Origin of the sequence: Pseudomonas sp. M2(2023), assembly GCF_030263955.1 — a bacterium.
GTDB classification, from domain to species: Bacteria; Pseudomonadota; Gammaproteobacteria; order Pseudomonadales; family Pseudomonadaceae; genus Aquipseudomonas; species Aquipseudomonas asiatica.
Genome location: NZ_CP127114.1, coordinates 3202955 through 3228628 on the forward strand (window position 1 = coordinate 3202955; position 25674 = coordinate 3228628).

At 65.5% G+C, this 25674-nt stretch carries 20 protein-coding genes and 2 pseudogenes; 14 read left to right on the forward strand and 8 right to left on the reverse strand.

The window, feature by feature from the left end; translation table 11 throughout:
- Positions 1-37: 37 nt before the first annotated feature.
- Entirely contained in the window at positions 38-1054 is a 1017-nt protein-coding gene (locus QN085_RS14730) for an FAD:protein FMN transferase (RefSeq protein WP_013972939.1), read from the reverse strand.
- 250 nt (positions 1055-1304) lie between these two features.
- Between QN085_RS14730 and rsxC the strand changes: the two genes are divergently transcribed.
- Positions 1305-2705 (forward strand): electron transport complex subunit RsxC, encoded by a 1401-nt coding sequence (gene rsxC / locus QN085_RS14735; RefSeq protein WP_023663086.1) that lies wholly within the window; start codon positions 1305-1307, stop codon positions 2703-2705.
- Positions 2702-3652 (forward strand): RnfABCDGE type electron transport complex subunit D, encoded by a 951-nt coding sequence (locus tag QN085_RS14740; protein ID WP_023663085.1) that lies wholly within the window; start codon positions 2702-2704, stop codon positions 3650-3652. Before rsxC ends, QN085_RS14740 begins: the two co-directional genes overlap by 4 nt.
- Positions 3653-3694: 42 nt before the next feature.
- Here QN085_RS14740 and QN085_RS14745 read toward each other — a convergent pair whose 3' ends face one another.
- The 5 genes from QN085_RS14745 to QN085_RS14765 all read right to left on the reverse strand — a co-directional run bounded on the left by QN085_RS14745 (position 3695) and on the right by QN085_RS14765 (position 9275).
- Positions 3695-5230: a DHA2 family efflux MFS transporter permease subunit gene (locus tag QN085_RS14745; RefSeq protein ID WP_023663084.1), complete on the reverse strand. Its 1536-nt coding sequence runs from the start codon at positions 5228-5230 to the stop codon at positions 3695-3697.
- Positions 5227-6420, reverse strand: coding sequence for an HlyD family secretion protein (locus QN085_RS14750; RefSeq protein WP_041505890.1), 1194 nt, complete (start codon positions 6418-6420; stop codon positions 5227-5229). The genes QN085_RS14745 and QN085_RS14750 overlap by 4 nt, the downstream gene beginning before the upstream one ends.
- A gap of 30 nt (positions 6421-6450) precedes the next feature.
- Entirely contained in the window at positions 6451-6924 is a 474-nt protein-coding gene (locus tag QN085_RS14755) for a MarR family winged helix-turn-helix transcriptional regulator (RefSeq protein ID WP_013972944.1), read from the reverse strand.
- A gap of 299 nt (positions 6925-7223) precedes the next feature.
- Positions 7224-7862 (reverse strand): response regulator transcription factor, encoded by a 639-nt coding sequence (locus QN085_RS14760; RefSeq protein ID WP_023662530.1) that lies wholly within the window; start codon positions 7860-7862, stop codon positions 7224-7226.
- 6 nt (positions 7863-7868) lie between these two features.
- Entirely contained in the window at positions 7869-9275 is a 1407-nt protein-coding gene (locus QN085_RS14765; RefSeq protein WP_041505889.1) for a sensor histidine kinase, read from the reverse strand.
- Positions 9276-9469: 194 nt separating this feature from the next.
- Here QN085_RS14765 and QN085_RS14770 point away from each other — a divergent pair, with 194 nt between their 5' ends.
- From QN085_RS14770 to QN085_RS14780, 3 genes are all read left to right on the forward strand, one after another.
- Positions 9470-11092 (forward strand): acyl-CoA synthetase, encoded by a 1623-nt coding sequence (locus tag QN085_RS14770; RefSeq protein WP_013972947.1) that lies wholly within the window; start codon positions 9470-9472, stop codon positions 11090-11092.
- A 135-nt stretch (positions 11093-11227) separates the two neighbouring features.
- Complete coding sequence (locus QN085_RS14775; RefSeq protein ID WP_038409754.1) at positions 11228-12997, forward strand: acyl-CoA dehydrogenase C-terminal domain-containing protein; 1770 nt, start codon at positions 11228-11230, stop codon at positions 12995-12997.
- A 289-nt stretch (positions 12998-13286) separates the two neighbouring features.
- On the forward strand, positions 13287-14294 hold the full coding sequence (locus QN085_RS14780) for a FecR family protein (protein WP_024087268.1): 1008 nt from the start codon (positions 13287-13289) through the stop codon (positions 14292-14294).
- A gap of 13 nt (positions 14295-14307) precedes the next feature.
- On the opposite strand, the gene QN085_RS14785 is transcribed toward QN085_RS14780, so the two are convergent.
- Entirely contained in the window at positions 14308-15627 is a 1320-nt protein-coding gene (locus QN085_RS14785) for a Na+/H+ antiporter family protein (RefSeq protein WP_013972950.1), read from the reverse strand.
- Positions 15628-16144: 517 nt separating this feature from the next.
- On the opposite strand from QN085_RS14785, the pseudogene QN085_RS26005 reads away from it, so the two are divergent.
- The 8 genes and pseudogenes from QN085_RS26005 to QN085_RS14820 form a co-directional block, all read left to right on the forward strand.
- Positions 16145-17062 (forward strand): annotated as a pseudogene (locus QN085_RS26005) (methyl-accepting chemotaxis protein); the annotation flags it as partial.
- Between the two features lie 393 nt (positions 17063-17455).
- Positions 17456-17968, forward strand: a pseudogene (locus tag QN085_RS26010) (methyl-accepting chemotaxis protein); the annotation flags it as partial.
- A 105-nt stretch (positions 17969-18073) separates the two neighbouring features.
- Positions 18074-19090, forward strand: coding sequence for an ABC transporter substrate-binding protein (locus QN085_RS14795; protein ID WP_023663385.1), 1017 nt, complete (start codon positions 18074-18076; stop codon positions 19088-19090).
- Positions 19087-19935, forward strand: a complete 849-nt coding sequence (locus QN085_RS14800; RefSeq protein WP_023663386.1) for an ABC transporter permease — start codon at positions 19087-19089, stop codon at positions 19933-19935. Before QN085_RS14795 ends, QN085_RS14800 begins: the two co-directional genes overlap by 4 nt.
- 108 nt (positions 19936-20043) lie before the next feature.
- Positions 20044-20907 (forward strand): LysR family transcriptional regulator, encoded by an 864-nt coding sequence (locus QN085_RS14805; RefSeq protein ID WP_038409756.1) that lies wholly within the window; start codon positions 20044-20046, stop codon positions 20905-20907.
- A gap of 236 nt (positions 20908-21143) precedes the next feature.
- On the forward strand, positions 21144-22061 hold the full coding sequence (locus QN085_RS14810) for an AEC family transporter (protein ID WP_041505888.1): 918 nt from the start codon (positions 21144-21146) through the stop codon (positions 22059-22061).
- A gap of 35 nt (positions 22062-22096) precedes the next feature.
- Positions 22097-22708 carry a cell wall hydrolase gene (locus tag QN085_RS14815; RefSeq protein ID WP_023663417.1) on the forward strand — a complete coding sequence of 204 codons (612 nt, stop codon included), beginning with the start codon at positions 22097-22099 and terminating at the stop codon, positions 22706-22708.
- A 220-nt stretch (positions 22709-22928) separates the two neighbouring features.
- A complete protein-coding gene (locus QN085_RS14820) occupies positions 22929-23780 on the forward strand; it encodes a CAP domain-containing protein (protein WP_024087273.1) in 852 nt (283 codons plus the stop codon).
- A 146-nt stretch (positions 23781-23926) separates the two neighbouring features.
- Here QN085_RS14820 and QN085_RS14825 read toward each other — a convergent pair whose 3' ends face one another.
- Positions 23927-24898: a GlxA family transcriptional regulator gene (locus QN085_RS14825; protein ID WP_024087274.1), complete on the reverse strand. Its 972-nt coding sequence runs from the start codon at positions 24896-24898 to the stop codon at positions 23927-23929.
- 106 nt (positions 24899-25004) lie between these two features.
- Between QN085_RS14825 and QN085_RS14830 the strand changes: the two genes are divergently transcribed.
- Positions 25005-25616, forward strand: a complete 612-nt coding sequence (locus QN085_RS14830; protein ID WP_004376275.1) for a LysE family translocator — start codon at positions 25005-25007, stop codon at positions 25614-25616.
- Positions 25617-25674 lie beyond the last annotated feature (58 nt).

The window sequence follows — 25674 nt, forward strand, 5'->3', positions numbered from 1 at the left end:
GGGAAAAGGCAGCGCGTGGGAATGACCTTTCCTTCTGCTACTGCGTGGGTTTGCCTTGCCCGGGAAACAACGTCTCGAACCGCGGCGTCGCCCGCGCAACGAAACCCAGCCCCTGGTGCATGATGAAGTAGGCAGCGATTTCATTCCGCTCGGCGAAGGCATAGCCTTCCTCCGGGCCCAGCACCATCAACAGTGTGTCCAGGGCATCGGCACGCAACACCGAAGGGTCGACCACCGACACTGCCGCCAGCGCGTGCTTGACCGGCCTGCCGACACGGGGATCGAAGGTGTGCGAATAACGCTGGCCACCTTCCTCGAAATAGTTGCGGTAATCGCCGGCGGTGGCAACGCCGTAGCCATCCAGGGCGATGGCGCGCTCCACTTGCTGTTCGCCCCCACCACTCGGTACCTCAAGGGCGATGCGCCAGGGCGAGCCATCCGGTTTGCGGCCGACGCCCTTGAGTTCACCGGTGATCTCGACCAGATAGGCCTGGATACCCAGGGCCGCAAGCCTGTCGCCCACCCGATCCACTGCATAACCGGCGAGCATGCTGTCGAAATCCAGCTGCGCCGCCACATCCTTGCACAGCTTTTCTCCATCCAGGTGCAAGTGCTGCAGCCCTACCCGTGCCTGCTCCCGTGCCAGCGTGCTGGCGTCCGGCACCTGCCTACCGCGTGACTGCGGGCCGAAGCCCCAGAGGTTCATCAATGGCAAGACCGTCAGGTCGAAAGCCCCGCCACTCTCGCGGAACAGAGAAACACCGTACGCCAGCAATTGCTGCATCTCTTGCGGTACTGCCTGACAGGCGCCGGCCGGCAGGTTGTTGAAGCGGGAAACCACGGAATCGCCGCGCCAGTTGGAGAACTGCTTGTCGAGGGCCTGGAGAACAAGCTCGACTTCGGCCTTTACTTGCCGCGAATCGGGCGTCTGTGCAGTGGGTACGTACTGGATCGAATACGTACTCCCCATGGTCGGCCCGCCAAAGCGTTCAATCCTGTCGCCGCAGCCATACAGCAACGTCACCAGCATCACCAGCAGGCTTGCGCGCATCATTGGACACCTCGCAGACTCTGGCCGCCCGTACGCGGCGCAGGCTATTTCACCAGAGTTGCGAGATGGCAATTGGCCTACCGTTCATCAGCAAACCTGGTCAAAAACCGAACAAACTCCTCATCGAACACTCTGATCTGCGCGGGTGATCATTCATCCCCCTCCCTTTCCGCTTAACGTCCCGGAAGCAATAAGACAACCATGTGCATAAGCGCACAGGGGCGTTCTTTGCCCAAAAATTGGAGGACATTACATGTCTAGCCATTCGTTGCAGAGCGTCGAACGCCTGCAGAGCCGCATCCGCGCCCAGCGTCAGCCGCAACAGAAACCTTTCTGGCGCCGTCTGCTGGCCATCGCCTCATCCTCTCAGCGTAGTTGGCACGGAGGGATCGAGCTCAGGGGATACAAGGAACTATCCAACGCTACGCCGGTTGCCCCGGTCGTGGTCGGTAAAGTCCAGCTGGCGATTCCCCTCGGGCGGGGTCGGCGGTTTGTCCAGCCTTGCGTGCAGCCGGGGCAGCATGTGCGCAAGGGCGAAGTGATCGGTATTGGCGACAACACCACCGCTTGGGTGCATGCCAGTACCTCCGGCATCGTGGACCGGATCGATCACGTCTTCGCGGCCGACTCGGCCGAGCCAGTCATGGCCGTCATCCTGAACGCAGATGGCCTGGACGAGTGGCTCGAACGCCCGGCACCGGGCCTGCCGCAAACGCCAGAGGCGCTGGTCGAGCGCGCATTGCAGATGGGCATAGTCGGCCTTGGTGGTGCGGGTTTCCCCACGGCCCTCAAGCTGGCCGACGCACAGCAGCCCGACCTGCTGCTGATCAACGGTGCCGAATGCGAGCCCTTCCTTACCTGCGATGACCGCCTCATGCGCGAAAATGCCGAAGCGTTGATCGAGGCCGCCGACTATGTCGCCGCGCTGCTGGGAATAACGGCAACCCGTTTCGGCATCGAAACCAACAAACCGGAGGCGATGACCACGTTACGTGCCGCCGCACGCCAAGCGCGCACCCGGGTCGAGATTTGTCCACTTCCGGAGCGTTACCCAGCAGGTGGGCAGCCGTTGATGATCAAGAGCCTCAGTGGCCGCAACCTGGCCCCGGGGAGCCGCCCCGCCGATATCGGCGTCCTCGCCCTGAATGTCGCAACGCTCTACGCGCTGGGCCGGGCTGTCTTCCAGGACGAACCACTGACCAGCCGCGTGCTGACGCTGACAGGTGACTGCGAGCGCCCCGGCAATGTGCGGGTGCCGGTGGGTTACCCGGTCAGCGAACTGCGCGCGATTGCTGGCGCGTCCCCCACAGGGCAGTTGACCCAAGTCGGTGGCCCGATGATGGGGCAGCCGCTACCGGACGCCAACGCCTTCGTCAGCAAGACCAGCAGTTGCCTGATTTTCGGCGCCGAGCGCTACCTGCCGGCTGCTCGCCCCGCCAGCAGTTGCATTCGCTGCACGCGCTGCGTGGATGTCTGCCCGATGTCGCTGCGGCCGCTGGACCTCTACGCTGCCGCCGAGCGCCTGGACAAGACCAGCCTGCAGGAACTGCGCCTGGATGCCTGCATCGAATGCGGCAGCTGCAGCAGCATCTGCCCAAGCAATATCCCGCTGCGCGAACGCTTCCGCCAAAGCAAGACGGAGGTCCGCGCATGAGCCTGATACGCCACCCCATCCCGCAACGGCTGCGCACGGTGATGCTGCTGGTCGTCCTGTGCCTGCTGCCGGGCACCGTCCTGTATGCCTGGCAATTCGGCGTCGTGGTCTGGTTGCAGGTGTTCTGGTGCGTGCTGTTTGCCCTGGGCTTCGAAGCCGCCCTGCTGCGCCTGCGCGGGCATGACGTACGCAAGGGTTTGAGCGACCTCAGCTGGCTGGTGCTGGGCCTGATACTGGCTCGGGCATTGCCGCTGATGGTGCCGTTGTGGATGATCGCCCTGGCCAGTTTTGCTGCTCTGGCACTATGCAAGCACGCCAGTGGAGGCCTTGGTCGCAACCGTCTCAACCCTGCCATGGTTGGCCTGGGGGTCGTTGCCATCTGCTTCTATCAGCAGCTGTACCCCGCGCCATCGAACCATGCCCCCTGGACCGCAACCCTGGACGCCAAGGCGGTTCTGCTCCAACAACTACAGTTGGTGCCACGCCTGGAGCTCGATGCGTTCGCCGGCGCCACTCAACTGGCGCAGAACGAGTTCACCCATGTCACCCACAATCTGTCGGGGTTCGGCTACGTTGCCGGCGGTTTGCTGCTGGCTTCGCTGCGGGTGATCCGCATCGAGATTCCGCTGGCGATGATCGCGAGCACAGTATTGCTGTGCATGGCTGCCGGCCACAGCCTGCAGGAAGCCGTTTACAACCTCAGCCTCGGCGGCTATCTCTTCACCGCCTTCTTCATCGCCACCGATCCGGTCACCAGCCCCGATACCCGCGCCGGTCGCATCCTCTTCGGCGTGACCGTCGGCACGCTGACCGAGCTGATTCGCGAGTTCGGGCTTTACGCCGATGGCCTCTGCTTCGCCGTGCTGGCCGGCAACCTGCTGGTGCCGCAAATCGACCGGTTGGTGCTGCGCATGCAGCGGCCCTGGTACGCAGCAGCGAGTGCCTGACATGGCATTTGGCAATGAGCCTGGGCCTTGTTCTGGCCCGGCTCAGTGCCCTGCCGACGCCGGCCCCGCCTTGGCGGTAAAGGGCGGTTTGGCGAACCACACCAGCAGGATCAACCCGGCAAACACCCAGGTCATCAGGGTGAAGTAGTCCACCGTCGACATCATGTACGCCTGCCCGTTGAGTATCTGCTCCAGCTGCGCATAGCTCTGCGGGCTGGCCCCGCCCAGCTGCTCCAGGGTATGTCGCGTGGCCGGGTCGAACTGGCTGATGTGCTCGCTCAGGTAGGCATGGTGCTGGTCCGCCCGGCGAATCCAGATCCAGGTGGTCAGCGACGCCGCGAAACTGCCGCCCAAGGTACGCAGGAAGGTCGCCAGGCCCGAGCCATCGGCGATCTGCTGCGGTGGCAGGTCGGACAGCAGTATGCTCAAGGTCGGCATGAAGAACAGCGCAACGCCAATACCCATGAACAACTGCACCAGCGCCACATGCTGGAAGTCCACCTCGCTGGTGAACCCGGCACGCATGTAGCAGCTGCTGCCGATCGCCAGGAACGCCAGCCCGGCCAGCACACGCAGGTCGAAGCGGTGGGCGTACTTGCCCACGAACGGCGACATCAGCACCGGCAACAGGCCGATCGGCGCCACCGCCAGGCCGGCCCAGGTAGCGGTATAGCCCATCTGCGTCTGCAGCCACTGCGGCAGGATCAGGTTGATGCCGAAGAACCCGGCATAGCCCCCTACCAGCACGATGGTGCCCACGCGGAAGTTGCGGTGCGCGAACAGGCGCAAGTTGACCACCGGGTGACGGTCGGTCAGTTCCCAAATCACGAACACCGCCAGGAACACCAGCGAGACCAGGCTTCCGGCAATGATGAACGACGATTCGAACCAGTCCAGGTCGTTGCCTTTGTCCAGCACCACCTGCAAGGCGCCAACGCCGATGACCAGCGTCAGCAGGCCTATGTAGTCCATCGGCTGGCGGCTGGTGACCACCGGCCGGGTGCGCATCTGCTGGCGGACCACGGCGGCGGCGAACAGGCCAATGGGCACGTTGATGAAGAAGATCCAAGGCCAGCTGTAGCTGTCGGTTATCCAGCCGCCGAGAATCGGCCCGGCAATCGGCGCCACCACCGTCACCATCGCCAACAGCGCCAGGGCCATGCCGCGTTTGGCCGGCGGGTAAACGGCGATCAGCAAAGTCTGGGTCATCGGGTACAACGGCCCGGCCACCACACCCTGCAACACGCGAAAACCGACCAGCTCCGGCATCGACTGGGCAATACCGCACAAGAACGAGGCCAGCACGAACAGCAGCGTGGCCCAGATGAACAGCTTCACCTCGCCAAACCGTCGGCTGAGCCAACCGGTGAGCGGCAAGGCGATGGCGTTGCTCACCGCGAACGAGGTGATGACCCAGGTGCCCTGTTCGTAGCTCACCCCCAGGTTGCCGGAAATGGTCGGCAAGGCCACGTTGGCGATGGTGGTGTCGAGCACCTGCATGAACGTCGCCAGCGACAGGCCGATGGTGGTCAGCAGCAGGCTCGGCGGCGTGAACTGGGCAGCAGCGTTGTTGCTCATCGCTGGGCCGTCTTGCCGGTTGCGCTGTTTTCGTGGATCAGCCGGGCGATCAGGTTGTCGGCTTCGACCAGCTGGCGGTCATACACCTGGGTGATATAGCTGGCCTGCTGCGGTGGCTGTTGGGCCAAGGTCGGGCCGCTCTGGTCGTGCAGGTCGACCTCGACCACGGTGGACAGCCCGATACGCAGCGGGTGGTCCTTGAGCTGGTCGGGGCTGAGGTGGATGCGTACCGGCACGCGCTGGACGATCTTGATCCAGTTACCGGTGGCATTCTGCGCCGGCAACAGGGCGAAGGCGCTGCCGGTACCAGCGCCAAGGCTGTCGACCGTGCCGCTGTACCTGACCTCGCTGCCGTACAGGTCGGCGCTGATCTGCACCGGCTGGCCGATACGCATGTCGCGCAGCTGGGTTTCCTTGAAGTTGGCATCGATCCACACCTGGTCCAGCGGGATCACCGCCATGGTCGCGGTACCCGGTTGCAGGCGCTGGCCCAGCTGCACGGTACGCTTGGCAACGTAGCCGGTGACCGGTGCCACCAGGGTGGTGCGGGCATGGTCGAGGTAGGCCTGGCGCAGGTCGGCGGCGGCGGCCATCACCTCGGGGTGCGAGGACACCACGGTGTCGTCGACCAGTGCGCTGCTGGTGCTGAGCTGCTGGCGTGCACTGTTGACGGCGGCCTCGGCCACGCTCAGGTCGTCGCGGGCATGAGACAATTCTTCCGCAGCTATCGCGCCGCTGTCGGCCAGTACCTTGCGCCGGTTGAAGTCCTGGCGGGCCTTGCGCAGCTCGGCCTGGCGGGTTTCCAGCTGGGCCTTGAGCGCGTCGACGTTGCTGTACAACCCGCGCACCTGGCGCACGCTGCGCGCCAGCCTGGCTTCGGCGGCCTGCAAGGCCACCTGGCTGTCGGCCGGGTCGAATTGCAGCAATACCTGGCCGGCGTGGACCAGGTCGCCGTCATCGGCACCGATGCTGGTGACAGTGCCGGTGACCAGCGGGGTGATCTCTACCACGTTGCCGTTGACGTAGGCATCGTCGGTGCTTTCGTGCCAGCGCCCGACCAGGCTGTACCAGGCCCAGGCACCGACGCCGGCAAGGATCAGCAGCAACACCAGGCCAAGCAGCCAGGCCTTGCGCTTGCGCGACGGTTCGGGCGCGGCGGAGGGAGTCGGGGTGTCTGCGGGAGTGGCCATGGCAATACCTTGGATAATTCGTGACAGGGATCAACGATCGCCGAAGCGGCGGATCGTCAACGGGTCGCCGGCAGCGAGCAGGACCTTGGCCAGCAGGCCTTCCAGGGTCGCGAGCTCTTCGGGTGCCAGCACGCCGCACAGCTCGTTCATGGCCGCCGCGCCGATTTCCGGCAGGCGGTCAGCCAGGCGCTGGCCATCGGCGGTAAGCGCCAGGCGCACCTGGCGACGGTCGTCGGCGCAACGGTTGCGCACGATCAGTTCCTTCTGCTCGAGGCGGTCGAGCATGCGGGTCATCGATCCGCTGTCCAGGCCCAGGTACCGGCACAGCTCGGCCGGGGTGTCCACCTGGTACTGGGTGACGATGATCAGCACCTTGAACTGCGCGGCGGTGACGCCTTCGGATTCGAGGTGCCAGTCGAGAGTGCGGTCCTTCAGGATCGCCGCCCGGCCAAGCAGCATGCCGATGGCGCAGGTCTGGAAGTTTTCGGGGGAGAAATGGGCCATTGGAGGCTGCTCGGGTAATTGTGTAGAAATATTACTGCCTAGGCAGTGAATGTCAAAGCTTTGATTAGGTTGCTATGGAAAATTTCATGATGTTCCCCTTCTCTCGCCTGCCGAGGGAGGCTCTTGTGGGAGCGGCTTTAGCCGCGAACACCGGCGCAGCCGGTGCCATGCACCGCATTGGATTCTTCGCGGCTAAAGCCGCTCCCACAGGGTACGCGGACTGCTTGCGATTTCAGTTATCTACGCGACAACGCAGCCCAAAGGGCTGGGTCATCTCCCACAGGGAACTGTGACTGCTGTCACTGCCGCAATCGCAGGCCCAGTGCATCCACCGCCCCGCAGGCAATGGCCATGCCCACCAACTCCGCCAGGCTATCGGCCTGCAACCGCTTCATCACCCGCCCCCGGTACAGGTCCACCGTCTTCACACTGACGCCCAACCGCTCGGCAATTTCGCGGTTGCTCAACCCTTGGGCCAACGGCACGAACACGTCGCGCTCGCGTGGGGTCAGGCCGTCGATGCGCGCCTGCACCCGGGCCAGCGCCTGGTCGTCCTGGCGTGCCCGCCCGGCGCTTTCCAACGCGGCCTGCACGCTGTCGAGCAGCAACTGGTCGTTGTAGGGTTTCTCGATGAAGTCGCAGGCGCCGGCCTTGAATGCCCGCACCACGATCGGCACATCGGCATGCCCGCTGACGAAGATCACCGGCAAACCCAGGCCACGCTCGCGCATCGCCTGCTGCACCGCCAACCCGCCCAGCCCCGGCATGCGCACATCCAGCAGCACACAGGCCGGCCCATCGTCGACGCAGGCGTCGAGAAACGCCTGCCCGCCGGCGAACGGCAAGGCCTGCAAACCCACCGACTGCAACAACCACACCGTCGAGTCGCGCATACCCTGGTCGTCATCGACCACATACACTTTCGCTTGCACCGCCATCCCCCCTTATCCCCTGCTGACCGCCAGGCGGCAGCACAGTACCAGACCGCCATTGTCACCGCCTCGCGCCCACAGGCTGCCACCAAAGCCCTCGATCAGGCTGCGGCTCATGCTCAGGCCAAGGCCCAGGCCGTCGGCCTTGCTGGTGGTGAACGGCGTGAAGATTTCATCCAGGCGCTCGGGCGCCACGCCCGGGCCCTGGTCGGCCACCTCGACCAGCACGCCATCACCATCGCGCGCAGCGCCCAGCAGGATACGTGACGGCCGCTCGCCATGCTGCTCGCGGTTGGCATCGATGGCGTTGCGCAACAGGTTCAACAGCACCTGCTCCAGCAGTACCCGGTCGGCATACACCAAGGGCAGCTGCGCGCTCATGCGCAACTCGACCACCACCTGGTCACGCGCGGCTTCCCAGGCGCACAGGCGCATGGCTTCGCCGGCCACCTCGGCCACGTCCAGAGCCTGCAGGCGGCGCGGCCCCTTGCGCAGGAAGGCGCGCAGGCGGCGGATCACTTCGGCGGCATGGGTGGCCTGTTCGCTGATGCGCTGCAGGCCCTGCCCTACCCGCTCTCGGGCCTGCGGGTCGCGCTCCAGGCCCTGCAGGTAACGCTGGCTGGCGTTGGCATAGTTGACCACCGCAGCCAACGGCTGGTTGATCTCGTGGGCAATGCCCGAAGCCAGCTCGCCCAAGGTGGCCAGCCGGGCACTGTGCGCCAGGCTTTCCTGGGCCTCGATGCGCAGGGTGATGTCGCGGGACACGCTGACCACCTCCACCACCGCGCCGGTGTAGGTTTCACGGATGGCCCGGCTGGCGATTTCGAACCAGCGGTAGCCGCCTGCGGCCTGGCGCACCCGGCAGGTCATGGTGTGGTAGCCGTCCTGGTCCAGGGCGGCGGCGGCCTGGCGCAGCACCTGGCGGCGCTCGCGCGGGTGCAGCAGGGTATGCACGGCCATGCCGCGCAGCTGCTCGGGCCACAGGCCTAGCAGGCGGAATGCCGCCGGCGAGGCATCGAGGAAACGGCCGTCGGGGCTGTGCCGAGAGATCAGGTCGGTGGTGTTCTCGATGATCAGCCGGTACAGGCGCCGGGCGCGGCTGGCCTCGCGGGCGCCATGGCGCTCGTCGCTGGCGTCGCGGCCACGCGCCAGCACCTGCTGGCCCTGGTCGTCAGGGATGAAGCTCCACAGCACGATGCGTTCACCAACCTGCACCTCGACATCGGCGATCGCCCGGCGCTGGCGCAGGCAGGCGCGCACCAGGGCGGCGCAGTTGCCCGGCAGCCAGCTGGCCAGTGCCGGGCCTTCATCGACCCAGGCCTGCAGCGCCGGGTTGAGTGCCAGCGGCCTGGCGTCGCCGGCCAGCATCAGGCTGGGTTGCGGGTCCTTGGCGAGCAAGGGATAGGCAGTGTTGTCCACGGTAGGCGGCTCGTTGTTATAGTAGTTTTACTATATTGCTATAGTCGATATTCCTAATACCATAGCGACTCGCGTAAAACTGCGACAAGGGGAGCGGCCCACCGTCCGCCTCCCTGCACCCTGAACAGAGCTAACAATCAGCCACCGGGGGTCAAGCGCACAGGTTGTGCCTGCCTCCTCTACAGGATTACCGCATGTCGATCTATGCCCAGGGCCTGATGCCCGCTGCCGTCAACCATGTCGCCCTCACCCCGCTGAGTTTCATCGAACGCACCGCTGCCGTATATGGCGATTATCCGGCGGTGATCCACGGTGCCATCCGCCGTAACTGGCAGCAGACCTACCAACGCTGTCGGCGCCTGGCCAGCGCGTTGGTGGGCCGGGGCATCGGCCGTGGCGACACCGTGGCGGTGATGTTGCCCAACATTCCGGCCATGCTCGAAGCCCATTTTGGCGTGCCCATGACCGGTGCCGTGCTCAATACCCTGAACGTACGCCTGGACGCCGAGGCCATCGCCTTCATGCTGCAGCATGGCGAGGCCAAGGTGCTGATCACCGACCGCGAGTTCCACACCGTCATCGAGGCGGCCCTGGCCTTGCTCGAGCACCCGCCATTGGTGGTGGATGTGGATGACCCGGAGTACGGCGAAGGCCGTGCGGTCAGCGAACTGGATTATGAAGCGTTCCTAGCCGAAGGCGACCCGGACTTTGCCTGGGAATGGCCCGATGACGAGTGGCAGGCGATCTCGCTCAACTACACCTCCGGCACCACCGGCAACCCCAAGGGCGTGGTCTACCACCACCGTGGCGCTTACCTGAACGCCCTGGGCAACCAGATGGTCTGGGGCATGGGCCATCGCCCGGTGTACCTGTGGACCCTGCCGATGTTCCACTGCAATGGCTGGTGCTACCCATGGACCATCACCGCGCTGGCCGGCACCCATGTGTTCCTGCGCCGGGTCGACCCGCAGAAGATCCTGACCCTGATCCGCGAGCACCGGGTCAGCCACCTGTGCGGCGCGCCGATCGTGCTCAACGCCCTGGTCAACATGCCCGAGGCGGCCAAGGCGGCCATCGAGCACCCGGTGCAGGCCATGGTCGCCGGCGCCGCGCCACCCGCCAAGGTCATCGGCGCCGTGGAAGAGATGGGCATCCAGGTCACCCACACCTACGGCCTGACCGAAGTCTACGGCCCGGTGACCGTGTGTGCCTGGCATGACGAATGGGATGACCTGTCGCTGGAAGAGCGGGCACGGATCAAGTCCCGCCAGGGCGTGCGCTACCCGACCCTCGACGGCCTGATGGTCGCCGACCCGCAAACCCTCGAGCCGGTACCGCGCGACGGCAACACCCTGGGCGAGATCTTCATGCGTGGCAACACGGTGATGAAGGGCTACCTGAAGAACCCCGAGGCTACCGCCGAAGCCTTCCGTGGCGGCTGGTTCCATACCGGTGACCTGGCTGTGTGGCATACCGACGGCTATGTCGAGATCAAGGACCGGCTCAAGGACATCATCATTTCCGGTGGCGAGAACATTTCCACCATCGAGGTCGAAGACGCCCTGTACAAGCACCCGGCGGTGCTGGAGGCCGCGGTGGTGGCACGCCCGGATGAAAAGTGGGGAGAAACCCCGTGCGCCTTCGTTGCGCTCAAGCCGGGCCGCGAAGACACCCGCGAAGCCGACATCACCAGCTGGTGCCGCGAGCACCTGGCCGGGTTCAAGGTGCCGAAGACCGTGGTGTTCGGCGAACTGCCCAAGACCTCCACCGGCAAGATCCAGAAGTACGTGCTGCGCGACCGGGCCAAAGCCCTCTGAACCCGTAGCGGCCTCTTCGCGGGTAAACCCGCTCCCACAGGTACAGCAATGTGCTCAGGTTTGGCGCGATCCCTGTGGGAGCGGGTTTACCCGCGAAGAGGCCAGCCCAGATTTCCCACTTCTCAAGAGCTACCGATGACTACCTACTCCGCCCCCCTGCGCGACATGCGCTTCGTCCTGCATGACGTGTTCAACGCCCCGGCCCTGTGGGCCCGCCTGCCCGCCCTGGCCGAGCGCATCGACGCCGATACCGCCGATGCCATCCTCGAGGAAGCAGCCAAAGTCACCGGCCAGCTGATTGCCCCGCTCAGCCGCAACGGTGACGAGCAAGGCGTGCGCTTCGCCGCTGGTGAAGTCACTACACCCGACGGCTTCCGCGAGGCCTGGCACACCTACCGTGAAGGCGGTTGGGTCGGCCTCGGCGGCAATCCTGAACATGGCGGCATGGGCATGCCGAAAATGCTCGGTGTGCTGTTCGAAGAAATGCTCTACGCCGCCGACTGCAGCTTCAGCCTGTATTCGGCATTGAGCGCCGGCAGCTGCCTGGCGATCGATGCCCACGCCAGCGAAACACTCAAGGCCACCTACCTGCCGCCCCTGTACGAAGGCCGCTGGGCTGGCACCATGTGCCTCACCGAACCCCATGCCGGCACCGACCTTGGGCTGATCCGCAGCCGCGCCGAGCCCCAGGCCGATGGCAGCTATCGCATCAGCGGCAGCAAGATCTTCATCACCGGCGGCGAACAGGACCTGACCGAGAACATCGTCCACCTGGTGCTGGCCAAGCTGCCGGATGCGCCCACCGGCGCCAAGGGCATCTCGCTGTTCCTGGTGCCCAAGTACCTGGTCGAGGCCGATGGCCGCCTGGGGGCGCGCAACGCCGCCCATTGCGGCTCGATCGAACACAAGATGGGCATCAAGGCCTCGGCCACCTGTGTGATGAACTTCGATGGTGCCGTCGGCTACCTGGTCGGCGAGCCGAACAAGGGCCTGGCGGCGATGTTCACCATGATGAACTACGAGCGCCTGTCCATCGGCATCCAGGGCATCGGTTGTGCCGAGGCGTCCTACCAGAGCGCCGCCCGCTACGCCAACGAGCGCCTGCAAAGCCGCGCCGCCAGCGGCCCGCAGGCACAGGACAAGGTTGCCGACCCGATCATTCACCATGGCGATGTGCGGCGCATGTTGCTGACCATGCGCACCCTCACCGAAGGTGGCCGGGCGTTTGCCGCCTACGTCGGCCAGCAGCTGGACCTGGCACGCTACGCCGAAGACGCCGGCGAGCGCGAACATGCGCAACGCCTGGTGGCGCTGCTGACGCCGGTGGCCAAGGCGTTCTTCACCGACAACGGCCTGGAAAGCTGTGTGCTCGGCCAGCAGGTGTATGGCGGCCATGGCTACATTCGCGAATGGGGCCAGGAGCAGCGGGTGCGCGATGTGCGCATCGCGCAGATCTATGAAGGCACCAACGGCATCCAGGCCCTCGACCTGCTCGGGCGCAAGGTGCTGGCCGACGGTGGCCAGGCGCTGGCCGGCTTTGCCGCCGAGGTGCGGGCCTTCAGCGTTGATGCGCCGCTGCACCGTGAAGCCCTGCAAGCGAGCCTGGCGCGGCTGGAAGCGACCAGCGCCTGGCTGCGGGCGCGGGCCGGCGAGGATGCAAACCTGGTCAGCGCGGTGGCGGTGGAATACCTGCAGCTGTTCGGGCTGACTGCGTACGCCTACATGTGGGCGCGGATGGCGGCGGTGGCGTTGGCCAGGCGTGACGAGGATGCCGCGTTTCATGGGGCCAAGCTTGCGTGTGCGGAGTTCTTCTTCCAGCGGGTCTTGCCGCGCGGGTTGGGGCTGGAGGCCAGTATCCGGGCGGGTAGTGGCAGCCTTTATGGTTTGGAGGCGGAGCAGTTCTGATGAGCCGCTGGGGGCGCTGTGCGCCCCTTTCGCGACACAAGGCCGCTCCCACAGGCATCCCACCAACCCATCGGGCAGCGCTGCACCTGTGGGAGCGGCCTTGTGTCGCGAAAGGGCTGCGCAGCAGCCCCAACGATTTCAGCCTGAATTTACCTGCGCGAAGGGTTCTCAAACGCTGAAAAACCATCACCAATCCGACGAAAACCGGCACAACTGATAGTCATTCGCCATTACCTCGGTTCTCGGGAGCCCTCCCGCAAGGGTAGAATGCGCAAAACCCGGAGCCGCAATGAACCACGACCGCCTCAATTCCAGCCCAGACGATGCCATCACCGACGCCGCCGCGCACTGGTGCATGCGCCTGCACGCCGAAGATTGCTCGGTGGCCGAGCGCGAGGCGTTCGCCCGCTGGCTGGCGGCCGACCCGCGGCATGCCGAGGAATACCAGGCGATGCTGGAAATCTGGCAAACCGCCGACCTGCTGCCGCGCAATGCCACCGTCATCGACTTCAACCCGCCGCTGCAAAAGGCTGCGCGCCAGCGCAACTGGCGGCCGCTGGCATCCGCCGCCGCGATCGCCCTGGCAGTGCTGCCGCTGGCCGGCTGGGTGGGCTGGGAACAAGGCTGGCTGCCCAATCGCTACCAGCACTTCGAAGCCGGCGCGCACATGCAGACCGTGCAGCTGAGCGACGGCAGCACGGTGCAGCTCAACCTCAACACCGAGCTCACCTACCTCAACTACAAGGACCAGCGCCAGGTCACGCTCAAGCGTGGCGAGGCGTTCTTCAAGGTGCAGCACGACAGCAGCCACCCGTTCATCGTGCATGCCGGTCGTGGCCAGACCCGCGTCACCGGCACCCAGTTCAACGTGTGGAAGTACCAGGACCAGGTCAAGGTCACCCTGGTGGAAGGTTCGGTACTGGTATCCAGCGACGGCAGCACCGGTGGCTACCGCCTGGGCCCGGGTATGCAGGCCAGCTATCACAAGGGCGACTTCGAGCCGCAACTGGAGCAGAGCGAGGACTACGGCAACAGCCTGGCCTGGCGCGACGGCAAGCTGGTGCTCGACAACCTGAGCCTGGAACAGGCCCTGCCGATAATCAACCGCTACCTCGACGCACCGCTGCTGCTGGCCGACGCCAGCACCGGCCGCATCCGCATCAGCGGTATCTACAACACCCGTGAGGTGGGGCGCCTGGTCAACAACCTGCCCAAGGTGCTGCCGGTCTACCTGACCCGCAGCAAGGACGGCAGCACCGTGCTCAACCGCATCTCGCCACCGCCCGACAAGGGCTGACGCCCTCCCCGTCTTACAGCGTCATCGCCGCCAACCAGCCGAACGCCAGCAGTGGCAGGTTGTAGTGGATGAAGGTAGGCACCACGGTGTCCCAGATATGGTGGTGCTGGCCATCCACGTTCAACCCCGAGGTCGGGCCCAGGGTCGAGTCCGAGGCAGGCGAGCCCGCGTCGCCCAGGGCACCGGCGGTACCAACGATGCACACGGTGGCCAGCGGGTCGAAGCCCAGCTGCACGCACAGCGGCACGAAGATCGCGGCCAGGATCGGCACGGTGGAGAACGACGAGCCGATGCCCATGGTCACCAGCAGGCCCACCAGCAGCATCAGCAAGGCACCGACGCCCTTGCTGTGGTCGATCCACTGCGCCGAGGTTTCCACCAGGCTGTTCACCTCACCGGTGGCCTTCATCACGTCGGCAAAGCCTGAGGCGGCAATCATGATGAAGCCGATCATGGCCATCATCTTCATGCCTTCGGTGAACAGGTCGTCAGTGTCCTTCCAGCGCACGATGCCCGACAGCGAGAAGATCAGGAAGCCGACCATGGCGCCGATGATCATCGAGTCCAGCCACAACTGGACGATGAACGCCGAGGCAATCGCCAGCCCGGCCACCAGCAGGGTCAGCGGGTTGTACTGCACGCTCACCTGCTCCACCTGCTCGATGCGCGCCAGGTCGTAGTCACGCTTCTTGCGGTAGCTGACGAATACCGCCAGCAACAGGCCAGCCAGCATGCCAGCGGCCGGGATGGCCATGGCGTGGGTGACATTCACGCCACTCACGTCGACACCCGCGCGGGCGACGTTGGCCAGCAGGATTTCGTTGAGGAAGATGTTGCCAAAGCCCACCGGCAGGAACATGTACGGGGTGATCAGGCCAAAGGTGATCACGCAGGCGATCAGCCGGCGGTCGATGCGCAGGCGGGTCAGCACGTACAGCAGCGGTGGCACCAGCAAGGGGATGAAGGCGATGTGGATAGGCAGGATGTTCTGCGACGACACTGCCACCACCAGCATCAGGCCCACCAGCAACCATTTGACCTTGCCGCCACTGGCGTGGCCCTGGCGGTCGATCATGGCCAGGGCGCGGTCGGCCAGGGCATGGGCCAGGCCGGACTTGGCGATGGCCACGGCAAAGGCGCCCAGCAGTGCATAGGACAGGGCTACCGTGGCCCCGCCGCCGAGGCCGCCGTTGAAGGCCTTGAGCGTACCTTCGATGCCCAGGCCCCCCACCAGCCCACCGGCCAGGGCCCCGACGATCAGGGCGATGACCACGTGCACGCGGGACAGGCTGAGTATCAGCATGATGCCGACCGCGGCGATCACTGCATTCATGGTTGGCTTACCTCATTGCGACAGAAAAAAAGCGCGCACTCTGAAGCAGTGGGCAGCAGATGTCAAAAGCGCCATGTTGCGGCGGATTACCAACGCCCCGCGCGGCCTGCGGATTAAATTGAACGTTTGAATAAAGAAAAGCCCGCGCCAGCCGACACATTCGTCAGCCACACTCTTATTACAAGGGACCCACCCCATGCCTTTGCGACAACTTTCCATCCAGTGGAAGATCACCCTGCTCGCCGGTCTCTGCCTGGCCGGCATCGTCACCCTGCTCGTCGGCCTGTCGCTGTATCGCATGGACCACAGCTCGGACCTGGTCAAGGCCAGCAGCATGCAGATGCTGACCGAGTCGGCGCAGTCGCGCATCGAGTCGCAGGGCGAGGTGCAGGCGCTGAACATCCGCCGCCAGTTCATGGACGCCTACCAATACGGCGCCGGTTTCGCCCGCCAGGTGCTGTTCCTGCGCGAGCAGGCGGAAAAGCGCTTTCTCGATGCCTTCGACCTGCGCGAGGACATGACCCGCCAGGTGCGCGCCGCCCTGCAGGCCAACCCTGAGCTGCTCGGCCTGTCGCTGGTATTCGAGCCCAACGCCCTGGACAACAAGGACAGCCTGTTCGCCGGCAAGGCAGAACTGGGCAGCAACGAAACCGGGCGCTTCGCCCTGTACTGGTCGCAGCCGCGTGTCGGCCAGCTGACGGCCATGGCCCTGCCCGAACATGACATGGCCAACACCGAGATCGGCCCCAGCGGCCAGCCAGCCAATACCTGGTGGGTGTGCCCGCGCACATCCGGCAAGGTGTGCGTGGTGGAGCCCTACTTCTACGACATCGATGGCCAGCAGGTGCTGATGACCAGCATCGTCTTCCCGCTGGCAGTCGACGGCAAGGTGATCGCCACCCTGTCCATCGACATCAACCTCAACAGCCTGCAGGCCCTGAGCCAGGAGGCCAGCCGCAGCCTGTACGAAGGCCGCACCACGGTCGGCATCCTCAGCCCGGTCGGCCTGCTGGCCGGCTACAGCGCCGACGCCAGCAAGCTGGCCCAGCGCTTCGACCAGGTCGACACCGCCAAGGGTGCTGAACTGGTGCGCAAGCTGGCCGACGGCAAGATGACCATCGTGCACGACCAGCAGCGCCTGAAGGTGCTGGCCGCCTTCCAGCCGATTCCGGATGCCCAGCCTTGGGGCGTGCTGCTGGATGTGCCGGAAAACGCCCTGACCGGGCCGGCCGAAGCGCTGAAACAGGAACTGGACGCGCTGAACACCAGCGGCACCCTGCTGGAACTTGGCCTGGGCCTGGCGGCGGCGATTGCCGGCCTGCTGATGGTGTGGCTGATGGCCCGAGGCGTTACCCGGCCGATCCTCGGCGTGGCAAGCATGCTCAAGGACATTGCCAGCGGCGAAGGTGACCTGACCCGCCGCCTGACCTACCAGAAGCAGGACGAACTGGGCGAACTGGCCGGCTGGTTCAACCGCTTCCTCGACAAGCTGCAGCCGACCATTGCCGAGGTCAAACGCTCGGTGCAGGCCGCCCGTGGCACCGCCGACCAGTCTTCGGCAATTGCCACCCAGACCAGCGCCGGCATGGAGCAGCAATACCGCCAGGTCGACCAGGTGGCCACTGCCTCGCACGAAATGAGTGCCACCGCCCAGGACGTCGCCCGCAGCGCCGCCCAGGCCGCGCAGGCCGCCCGCGATGCCGACCAGGCCACCCGCGAAGGCCTGGCGGTGATCGACCGCACCACCCACAGCATCGATGCCCTGGCCGCCGACATGAGCAACGCCATGGCCGAGGTGGAGGGCCTGGCGCAGAACAGCGAGAAGATCGGTTCGGTGCTGGAGGTGATCCGCTCGATCGCCGAACAGACCAACTTGCTGGCGCTCAACGCCGCCATCGAGGCGGCCCGCGCCGGTGAAGCCGGCCGTGGCTTTGCCGTGGTCGCGGACGAGGTACGCAACCTGGCCCAGCGTACCCAGGAATCGGTGGAAGAAACGCGCCAGGTGATCGAGGCCTTGCAGAACGGCACTCGCGAGGTGGTCGGGGCCATGGACAACAGCCACCGCCAGGCCCAGAGCGGCGTGCAGCAGGTTGGCCAGGCCGTCACCGCACTGCAGCGCATCGGCCAGGCAGTGACGGTGATCACCGACATGAACCTGCAGATCGCCTCGGCCGCCGAAGAGCAGAGCGCAGTGGCCGAGGAAATCAACAGCAACGTGGCAACCATCCGTGATGTCACCGAATCGCTGTCGGGGCAGGCCAACGAGTCGGCGCGGGTAAGCCAGTCGCTGAACAGCCTGGCCAACCAGCAACAGGCGCTGATGGACCAGTTCCGCGTCTAAGTCACTTGCAGGCCGCTGCCAATCGCGTGCAGCGGCCTTCCTGCCGGGCCTGGAGCCGGTCGTCTACACTTGCGGCAACTCAGTAGCGCCACTCCAAGAGGCCCCATGAAAAAGATTCCAACGTTGCTGGCCGGCCTGCTGCTCGCCGTCGGCCTGGCCAGCACCGACAGCGCCGCCTCCGCAGAACGCACCACGCCCATCCGCTTTGGCGCCATCGGCTGGGAAAGCGGTGCCCTCACCACCGAGATCCTGCGGCTGATCGTGGAGCGTGGCTACGGCTACACCACCGACGCCCTGCCCGGCAGCACCGTCAGCATGGAAGTGGCCCTGGCGCGCAACGACCTGCAAGTAATCGCCGAGGAATGGGCCGGGCGCAGCCCAGCCTGGGTCAAGGCAGAACAGGCCGGCCAGGTGTTTGCCTTGGGCGACACGGTCAAGAACGCCGAAGAAGGCTGGTGGGTGCCGGCCTACGTGATCGAGGGCGATGCCGCGCGCAAGCTGAAACCCGTGGCGCCGCAATTGCGCAGCGTCGAGGACCTGAAACGTTACCCGCAGGTGTTCCGCGACCCCGAGTCACCCGGTAAAGGGCGCTTTCTGAATAGCCCCAGCGGCTGGACATCCGAAACCGTCAACAGCCAGAAACTCAAGGCCTACGGGCTGAATGATCTCTATACCAACTTCCGCAGTGGCTCCGGGGCTGCAATGGATGCCGAAATCGGCTCGGCCATCCGCCGTGGCCAACCGGTGCTGTTCTACTACTGGAACCCGACCCCTTTGATGGGGCGTTACAAGCTCATACGCCTGCAAGAGCCGCCGTTCGATGCCCAGGCCTGGGCCACCCTCACCGATGCCGGCAACCCCGAGCCCAAGGGCAGCAGCTCGCTGCCGGCCAAATTGTCGATTGGCGTGTCCAAGGCCTTTCGCGAGGGCTACCCGGAACTGGTGAGCATGTTCGAGCGGGTCGACCTGCCCATCGACCGACTGAACAAGGCACTGGCCGACATGAGCGAAAAGCGAACGCCGCCCCGCGACGCTGCCCTCACCTTCCTGCGCGATAACCGCGAGGTGTGGAAAGCCTGGTTGCCTGCGGACATTGCCACCAAGGTCGAGGCCAGCCTGTGAGCGGCGGCTTCCCCGAGGCCCTGCAATTCTCCTTTGCCGACAGCGTCAACCGCCTGGTCGACTGGCTGGTACTGCATTACGGCGATCACCTGCGCAGCGTCTCGGACCAGTTGCTGCAACTGCTGGTCGGCCTGGAAACCCTGCTGCGCCTGCTGCCGTGGTGGCTGCTGCTGTTGCTGATCGGCCTGCTTGCCTGGCATGCCAGCCGCAGCGTGCTGCGCAGCGCGGTACTGGTGGCGCTGCTGGCCCTGATCGGTATGCTCGGGTTGTGGGACAAACTGCTGCAGACCATGGCGTTGGTGCTGGTCAGTACCGGCCTCTGCGTGCTGGTGGGCGTGCCGCTGGGCATCCTGCTGGCTGCCCGGCCACTGGCGAAGCGCTTGCTGTTGCCGGTACTGGATGTGATGCAGACCTTGCCGGCCTTCGTTTACCTGATCCCGGTGCTGATGCTGTTCGGCCTGGGCAAGGTGCCCGCCGTGTTCGCCACACTGATCTATGCCCTGCCACCGCTGGTGCGGCTGACCGAACTGGGCCTGAGCCAGATCGACCCTTCGCTGCAGCAAGCCGCCCATGGCCTGGGGGCCAGCCGCTGGCAGCGGTTGCGGCGCATCGCCCTGCCGCTGGCGCTGCCGAGCATCATGGCCGGGCTCAACCAGTCGGTGATGATGGCCCTGTCGATGGTGGTGGTGGCTTCGATGATTGGTGCCCGCGGGCTGGGCGAGGATGTGCTGTCAGGGATCCAGACGCTGAATGTCGGCCAAGGCGTCGAGGCCGGGCTGGCGATCGTCGCCCTGGCCATGGTGATCGATCGGATCAGCCAGGCCTATGGGCGTGGTGGGCGCTGAGAAATACTGCCTCTACCAGCCTCGACTCGCTGTAGGAGCAGCCTTGTGCTGCGAAAGGGCCGGGCCTGACAATGCATCTCTGTCAGCTTGAAACCGGACCTCACCCGCATGTCCCTCAAAGCCTTGCGCACCCTGGTGACCATCGCCCGCCACGGCACCTTCGCCCGTGCCGCCGACCTGCTCAGCCTCACCCCTTCGGCGGTAAGCCTGCACATCAAGACCCTCGAAGACGAACTGCAGGTGACCTTGTTCGACCGCAGCCGCCGGCAGGTGTCGCTGACCGAAGCCGGCCAGTTGGCGGTCGCCCGCGCCGAGACCATCCTGGCTAGTTATGACGAACTGGCCGACGCCCTGGCCAGCGGCCCGAGCCTGCGCGGCCGCCTGCGCCTGGGGGCGATCCACACCGTGCTGGCGCGGCGCCTGCCCAAGGCGCTGGTGTGGATCAAGGCGCACCATCCGCAGCTGCATGTCAGCGTGGCCTCCGGCATGTCGGCGGAACTGGCGCGACGGGTGGAAGACGGCGAGCTCGATGCGGCAATCACCACCGAGCCGGTCAGCCCCTACCCGCAAAGCCTGGACTTCACGCCGTTGTTCGAAGACCGCTTCTGGGCCATCGCCAGCCCGGACCTGGCCGGGCTAAGCGTGCCGCAGTTGCTGGCCAGCCAGCCGTTCCTGCGCTTCGACAAGCGTGCCTGGGCCGGGCGGCAGATCGAGCAGGAGCTGCGCCGCCAGCATCTGCAGGTGAGCGAGCAGATGGAACTGGACAGCCAGGAAGCGCTGGCGCGCATGGCGGTGATGGGCCTGGGCGTGGCAATCATCCCCATGGCCGATGACGACCTGCAACGCTTGCCACCGGCTACCTGCCTGCCATTTGGCGAACCGCAGCTGACCCGGCGCGTGGTGTTGCTGGAGCATGAGAAGAGCCAGCGGCGGCATTTGAGCGCGGTGCTGAAGACTGCACTGGAGGCGTGAGATTGCCGGGGCCGCTGCGCGGCCCCTTCGCGACACAAGGCCGCTCCCACAACGAACGCGTTGCATTTGAAGGCAGTGGCAAACCTGTGGGAGCGGCCTTGCGTCGCGAAAGGGGCGCACAGCGCCCCCAGAGCAACCATGCATTTTTCCTCAATGGTCAGTGCAGAAAACAACGTTTTTACAGATCGATCCGCACCAGTAGTCTGTGCCCCGTACCCGACCACGGAACGTCGATCATGCTCCACTTGCTGCTGACTACCCTGCTGCCGATCATCCTGCTGATTGCCTTGGGTACTTTCCTGCGCCTGCGCGGCTTTCTCGCCGATAACTTCTGGCCCGGCGCCGAGCGCCTGAGCTATTACGTACTGCTGCCGTCGCTGTTCCTCCATGGCCTGGCCACCGCCAACCTCGAAGGCGTGCCGGTGCTGGGCATGGTTGGCGTGCTGATGCTCTCGACCCTGGCCGGGGCCGTGCTGCTGGTGCTGTACCAGGGCGCCATGAACCACGACGGTGCCGACTTCACCTCGGTGTTTCAGGGCGGTATCCGCTTCAACAACTACATCGGCGCCACCCTTGCAGCGGGTATCTACGGCAGCGCCGGCATTGCCCTGGCAGCGGTGGCCAACGCCGCGATCGTGCCACTGGTGAATCTGCTTTGTGTGCTGGTGTTCGCCCGCTTCAGCGCCCGCCATAGCTCACCGGCCACGGTGCTGCGGGCCATCTTCGCCAACCCCTTGATTGTCGGTTGCGCCGGCGGGTTGCTGCTGCGCGCCAGTGGGCTGGGCTTGCCAGCGGGTATCGAACCCACGGTCAAGGCCCTGGGCCAGGCCGCCCTGCCGCTGGGCCTGCTGTGCGTCGGCGCAGCCCTGGGTGGTGCCCGCCTGGGCCAGCAGGTGCGCCCGCTGATGGCGGCGTCGGCATTCAAGTTCCTGGTCATGCCGCTGACTACCTGGGGCTTGTGCCGCCTGCTTGGCCTGGGTGGCCAGGCAGCGGTGGTGGCGGTGCTGTTCCAGGCACTGCCGACCGCATCATCTTCCTATGTAATGGCCCGGCAAATGGGCGGTAACGCACCGCTGATGGCCACCATCATCGCCCTGCAGACCGTGTTGGCCGCCGCCACCCTGCCTTTGGTGCTGATGCTTGCGCTTGGCTAGACTGTGAACCAGCCCACAGTTCGGGAGCTTGCATCATGCGCCTTTCGTGGATGGTGATCGGCCTGGTTTCGGCCCTGCTCGCAGGCCCCTTGCACGCGGCCGACCCGGCCAAGGCTGCCGTCGCCGAGGACAAGGCCGAGGTGCTCGAGGAAAAAGTGGTGAATGACACACCACCCCCGAAAAAGGCCGAGACCCTCACACCCGGCGAAGCGCAGGCAGTGGACCCGGCCGGCCAGGCGCCGCTGGATGACAGCATCACCTGCCTGGCCCGCACCATTTACTGGGAGGCCAAGGGTGCCGACGCCGAAGACATGGCCGCCGTGGCCAACGTCGTGCTCAACCGCCTGGGCCACGATGGCTTCCCGGATACCATCTGCGGCGTGGTCAAGCAGGGGGTGGAAAGCAAGGCCTGCCAGTTCTCCTGGTGGTGTGACGGGCGCCCGGACCAGGTCGAAGAAGCGCAACGCTACGACATTGCCAAGGAGATCGCGCGCAAGGCGCTCAACCAGCAATTGAGAGACCGCACCGGGGGTGCCTTGTACTTCCATGACCGCAATGTGCACCCGGACTGGGCCAAAGCCTACCGCCGGACGGCGCAGACCAGGCATTTTCTGTTCTACAAACCGAACCAGGCGGTGGCGCGCTGATAGACGCCGGGCGCCAGCAAACCGGCAGACAGGCGTGGTTCGATAGGAATGATTACCAACTATTCGCACTTTTCAGATGAACAGTGGTCTACTCCCTCTTTTGCCGCCAGCAACGAATGTTGGCGTTCTCATTGCTTTGCACGAGCCCGGGCCAAAAGCCCCGGGCTTGTGTAGGATGAGCAGCGCGAACCCCGACGCTGCCAGTCATAGGGAGATCCACATGCGCGTCCTGTCATCCGTAGCCGCCTTGTCGCTGGGCCTGGTCGTCTCGGTCGGGGCCATGGCTGCCACCGGCGAAGAAGCGCAACTGATCGATTCGATCAATGTCTACCGCAGCAAGGCCCAGCCCTGCGGTGGCGAAGCGTCGTTGGAACTGCCGCCGCTCAACAGCGATACCCGCCTGGCGCTGTCGCCAGAGGGTACCCGCGACCTGCAGCAGGCCATGACCCGCGCCGCCTACCCGATGGTCAACGTGCAGGCCATCAGCCTGTCGGGGCCACGTGATGCGCGCGCTGCCATGCATGCCATCGAAGAGAGCTTCTGCCAGGTGGTGCTGGACCCGCAGTTCGTCGATATCGGCGTCAGCCAGGAAGGCCGCGACTGGCGCATCGTGCTTGCCCGGCCGCTGCTCAGTGGCCGCCTGGGCGACTGGCAGGCCGAGGGGCAGAAGGTGCTGCAGGAGATCAACGCCGCGCGCAAGGTGCCGCGCCAATGCGGTGGCCAGCCCTTCGCCGCCGCCCCCGCACTGAGCTGGAGCACGGTGCTGGCCGGGGTTGCTGCCAGCCACACCCGGGCCATGGCCAACCAGAACTTCTTCGACCACATCGACAAGGATGGCCGCACCCCCGGTGACCGGGCAGAGCTGGCCGGTTACCTGTACCAGCAGATCGGCGAAAACATCGCCGCCGGGCGTGACACCGCGCGCAAGGTGGTCGATGGCTGGCTGGATAGCCCGGGGCATTGCGCGACGCTGATGAACCCGGACTTCCGTGAGCTGGGCGCTGCGTATGCAGTGGACCCGAAGAGTGATGCGGGGATCTACTGGACAGGGTTGTTCGGGACGCCGCAGTAGGCCGGCTCCCACAGGACTCATTCAAATAGCAGGGACCCTGTGGGAGCGGCTTTAGCCGCGAACACCGGCGCAGCCGGTGCCATGCACCGCGGTGGCTTCTTCGCGGGTAAACCCGCTCCCACAGGGTACGTGGACCGCTTGTGAATTCAGTTCTCTACGTGACAGCGCAGCTCAAGGGCCGTGCATCCAAACCGTCGCCGCACGCACTTGCCCAGGTAACTGGCATCGCCCAGGCCCACTTCATCGGCAATCTGCGCCAGGCTGTGGCTGGAATTGAGCAGGCGCCAACGCGCCTGTTGCAGGCGCATCTCCAGCCACCAGGCCTTGGCGCTCATGCCATGGCTGGCGTGAAACTGCCGGTCCAGCTGGCGCCGGCTGATGCCCAGCTCAGCCGCCAGCTGCTCCGCGGTCAACGGCGTACCCAGGTGGTGACGCATCAATGCCTGCGCGCGCTGCACCTGCCGCCCCTGCCCGGCCCCCAGCTCCAACGAGCGCAAGGCATGGCGGCTGTCACGGGTTTCATCCACCAGCATGTCGGCCAGGCCCTTGAGCGCCCTGGCCCTCCCGCAAGCGCGTGACAACAGCGCGACGGCCAGGTCGATGGCCGCGGTGCCGCCGGCGCAGGTGATGCGGCTACCGTCGATGCAATACAGTTGCTCACTCAGTACCTGCAAATGCGGGAAGGCTGCACGGAATTCGGCTTCGTGGCGCCAGTGCACCACTACCTTGTGCCCCTGCAGCAACCCGCAGGCAGCCAACAGGAAAGCACCGTTGTCGACCGCCACCAGCTTGACGCCAGCCTTGCCAGCCTGCCTCAGCAAGGCCCGGTAGCGAGGCGCCAGCGCGGCAGTGGCCAGCGCGTTGCGCCCGCCGAACACCACCAGGTAGTCGAAACTGGCCAGCTCGAGCTGGCCAGCGACGGCCTCGACCTGCACCACCGCGCCACTGCTCGAAGGCACCGGGTCGAGGGTCAGCCCTGCCACGGTCCAGCTGCAGTAGCGCTGCTGGCTGTAGTCCTCGTCGTCGGCGCTGAAACGCAACTTGTCGAGAAAGGCGCCGAACGGCAGCAGGGCAAAATCCGGTAACGGCAAGATCAGCAAGCGGATGTCGGGCAGCATTGGCATCGCGTCCAGAAACGACCATTCAATGTCCGGATCATACCCTTGCCCGACAAGATCGGCGCCATAGACTGGCGCCCTCTCCATCAACAAGGCATTCCCCACCATGGCACTCGACACCTGGCTCATCTACCTGCTGGCGAGCATCGGCCTGTCGCTGACCCCAGGCCCCAACAGCCTGCTGGCCCTGACCCACGGTGCCCTGTATGGCGCACGCCGGACGTTGTTCACCATCATTGGCGGGGTGTTTGGCTTTAGCGCCCTGATTGCCTTGGCCATGTTCGGCCTCAGCGCATTGCTGCAGGCCTCGGCCTCGGTGCTGAGCGTGCTCAAGTGGGTGGGTGGCGCTTATCTGGTCTGGCTGGGTATCCAGCTGTGGCGCAGCCCGGGCCTGCACCTGGAACTGACCGCGCAAAGTGCGCGGCTGGGCAATGCCGGCCTGTTCCGCCAGGGCCTGCTGTCGGCCATGGCCAACCCCAAGGTGCTGCTGTTCTACGGCGCTTTCCTGCCGCAGTTCATCGACCCGCAGCGTGGGTTGCTGCTGCAGTTCGTGGTGATGGCGGCGACCTTTGCCAGTGTCGAGTTCCTGGTCGAATACCTGTTGGCACGCCTGGCGTTTCGCATCCGGCCATGGCTGGCCAAGGGCGGCAAGGGCTTCAACCGCTGCTGCGGCAGCCTGTTTGCCTTGATTGGTGTGGCGTTGCCGCTTGGGCGGTAGCGTCTGATACAGGCGTGTGCCGTTTTTTTTGTGGGAGCGGCCTTGCGTCGCGAAAGGG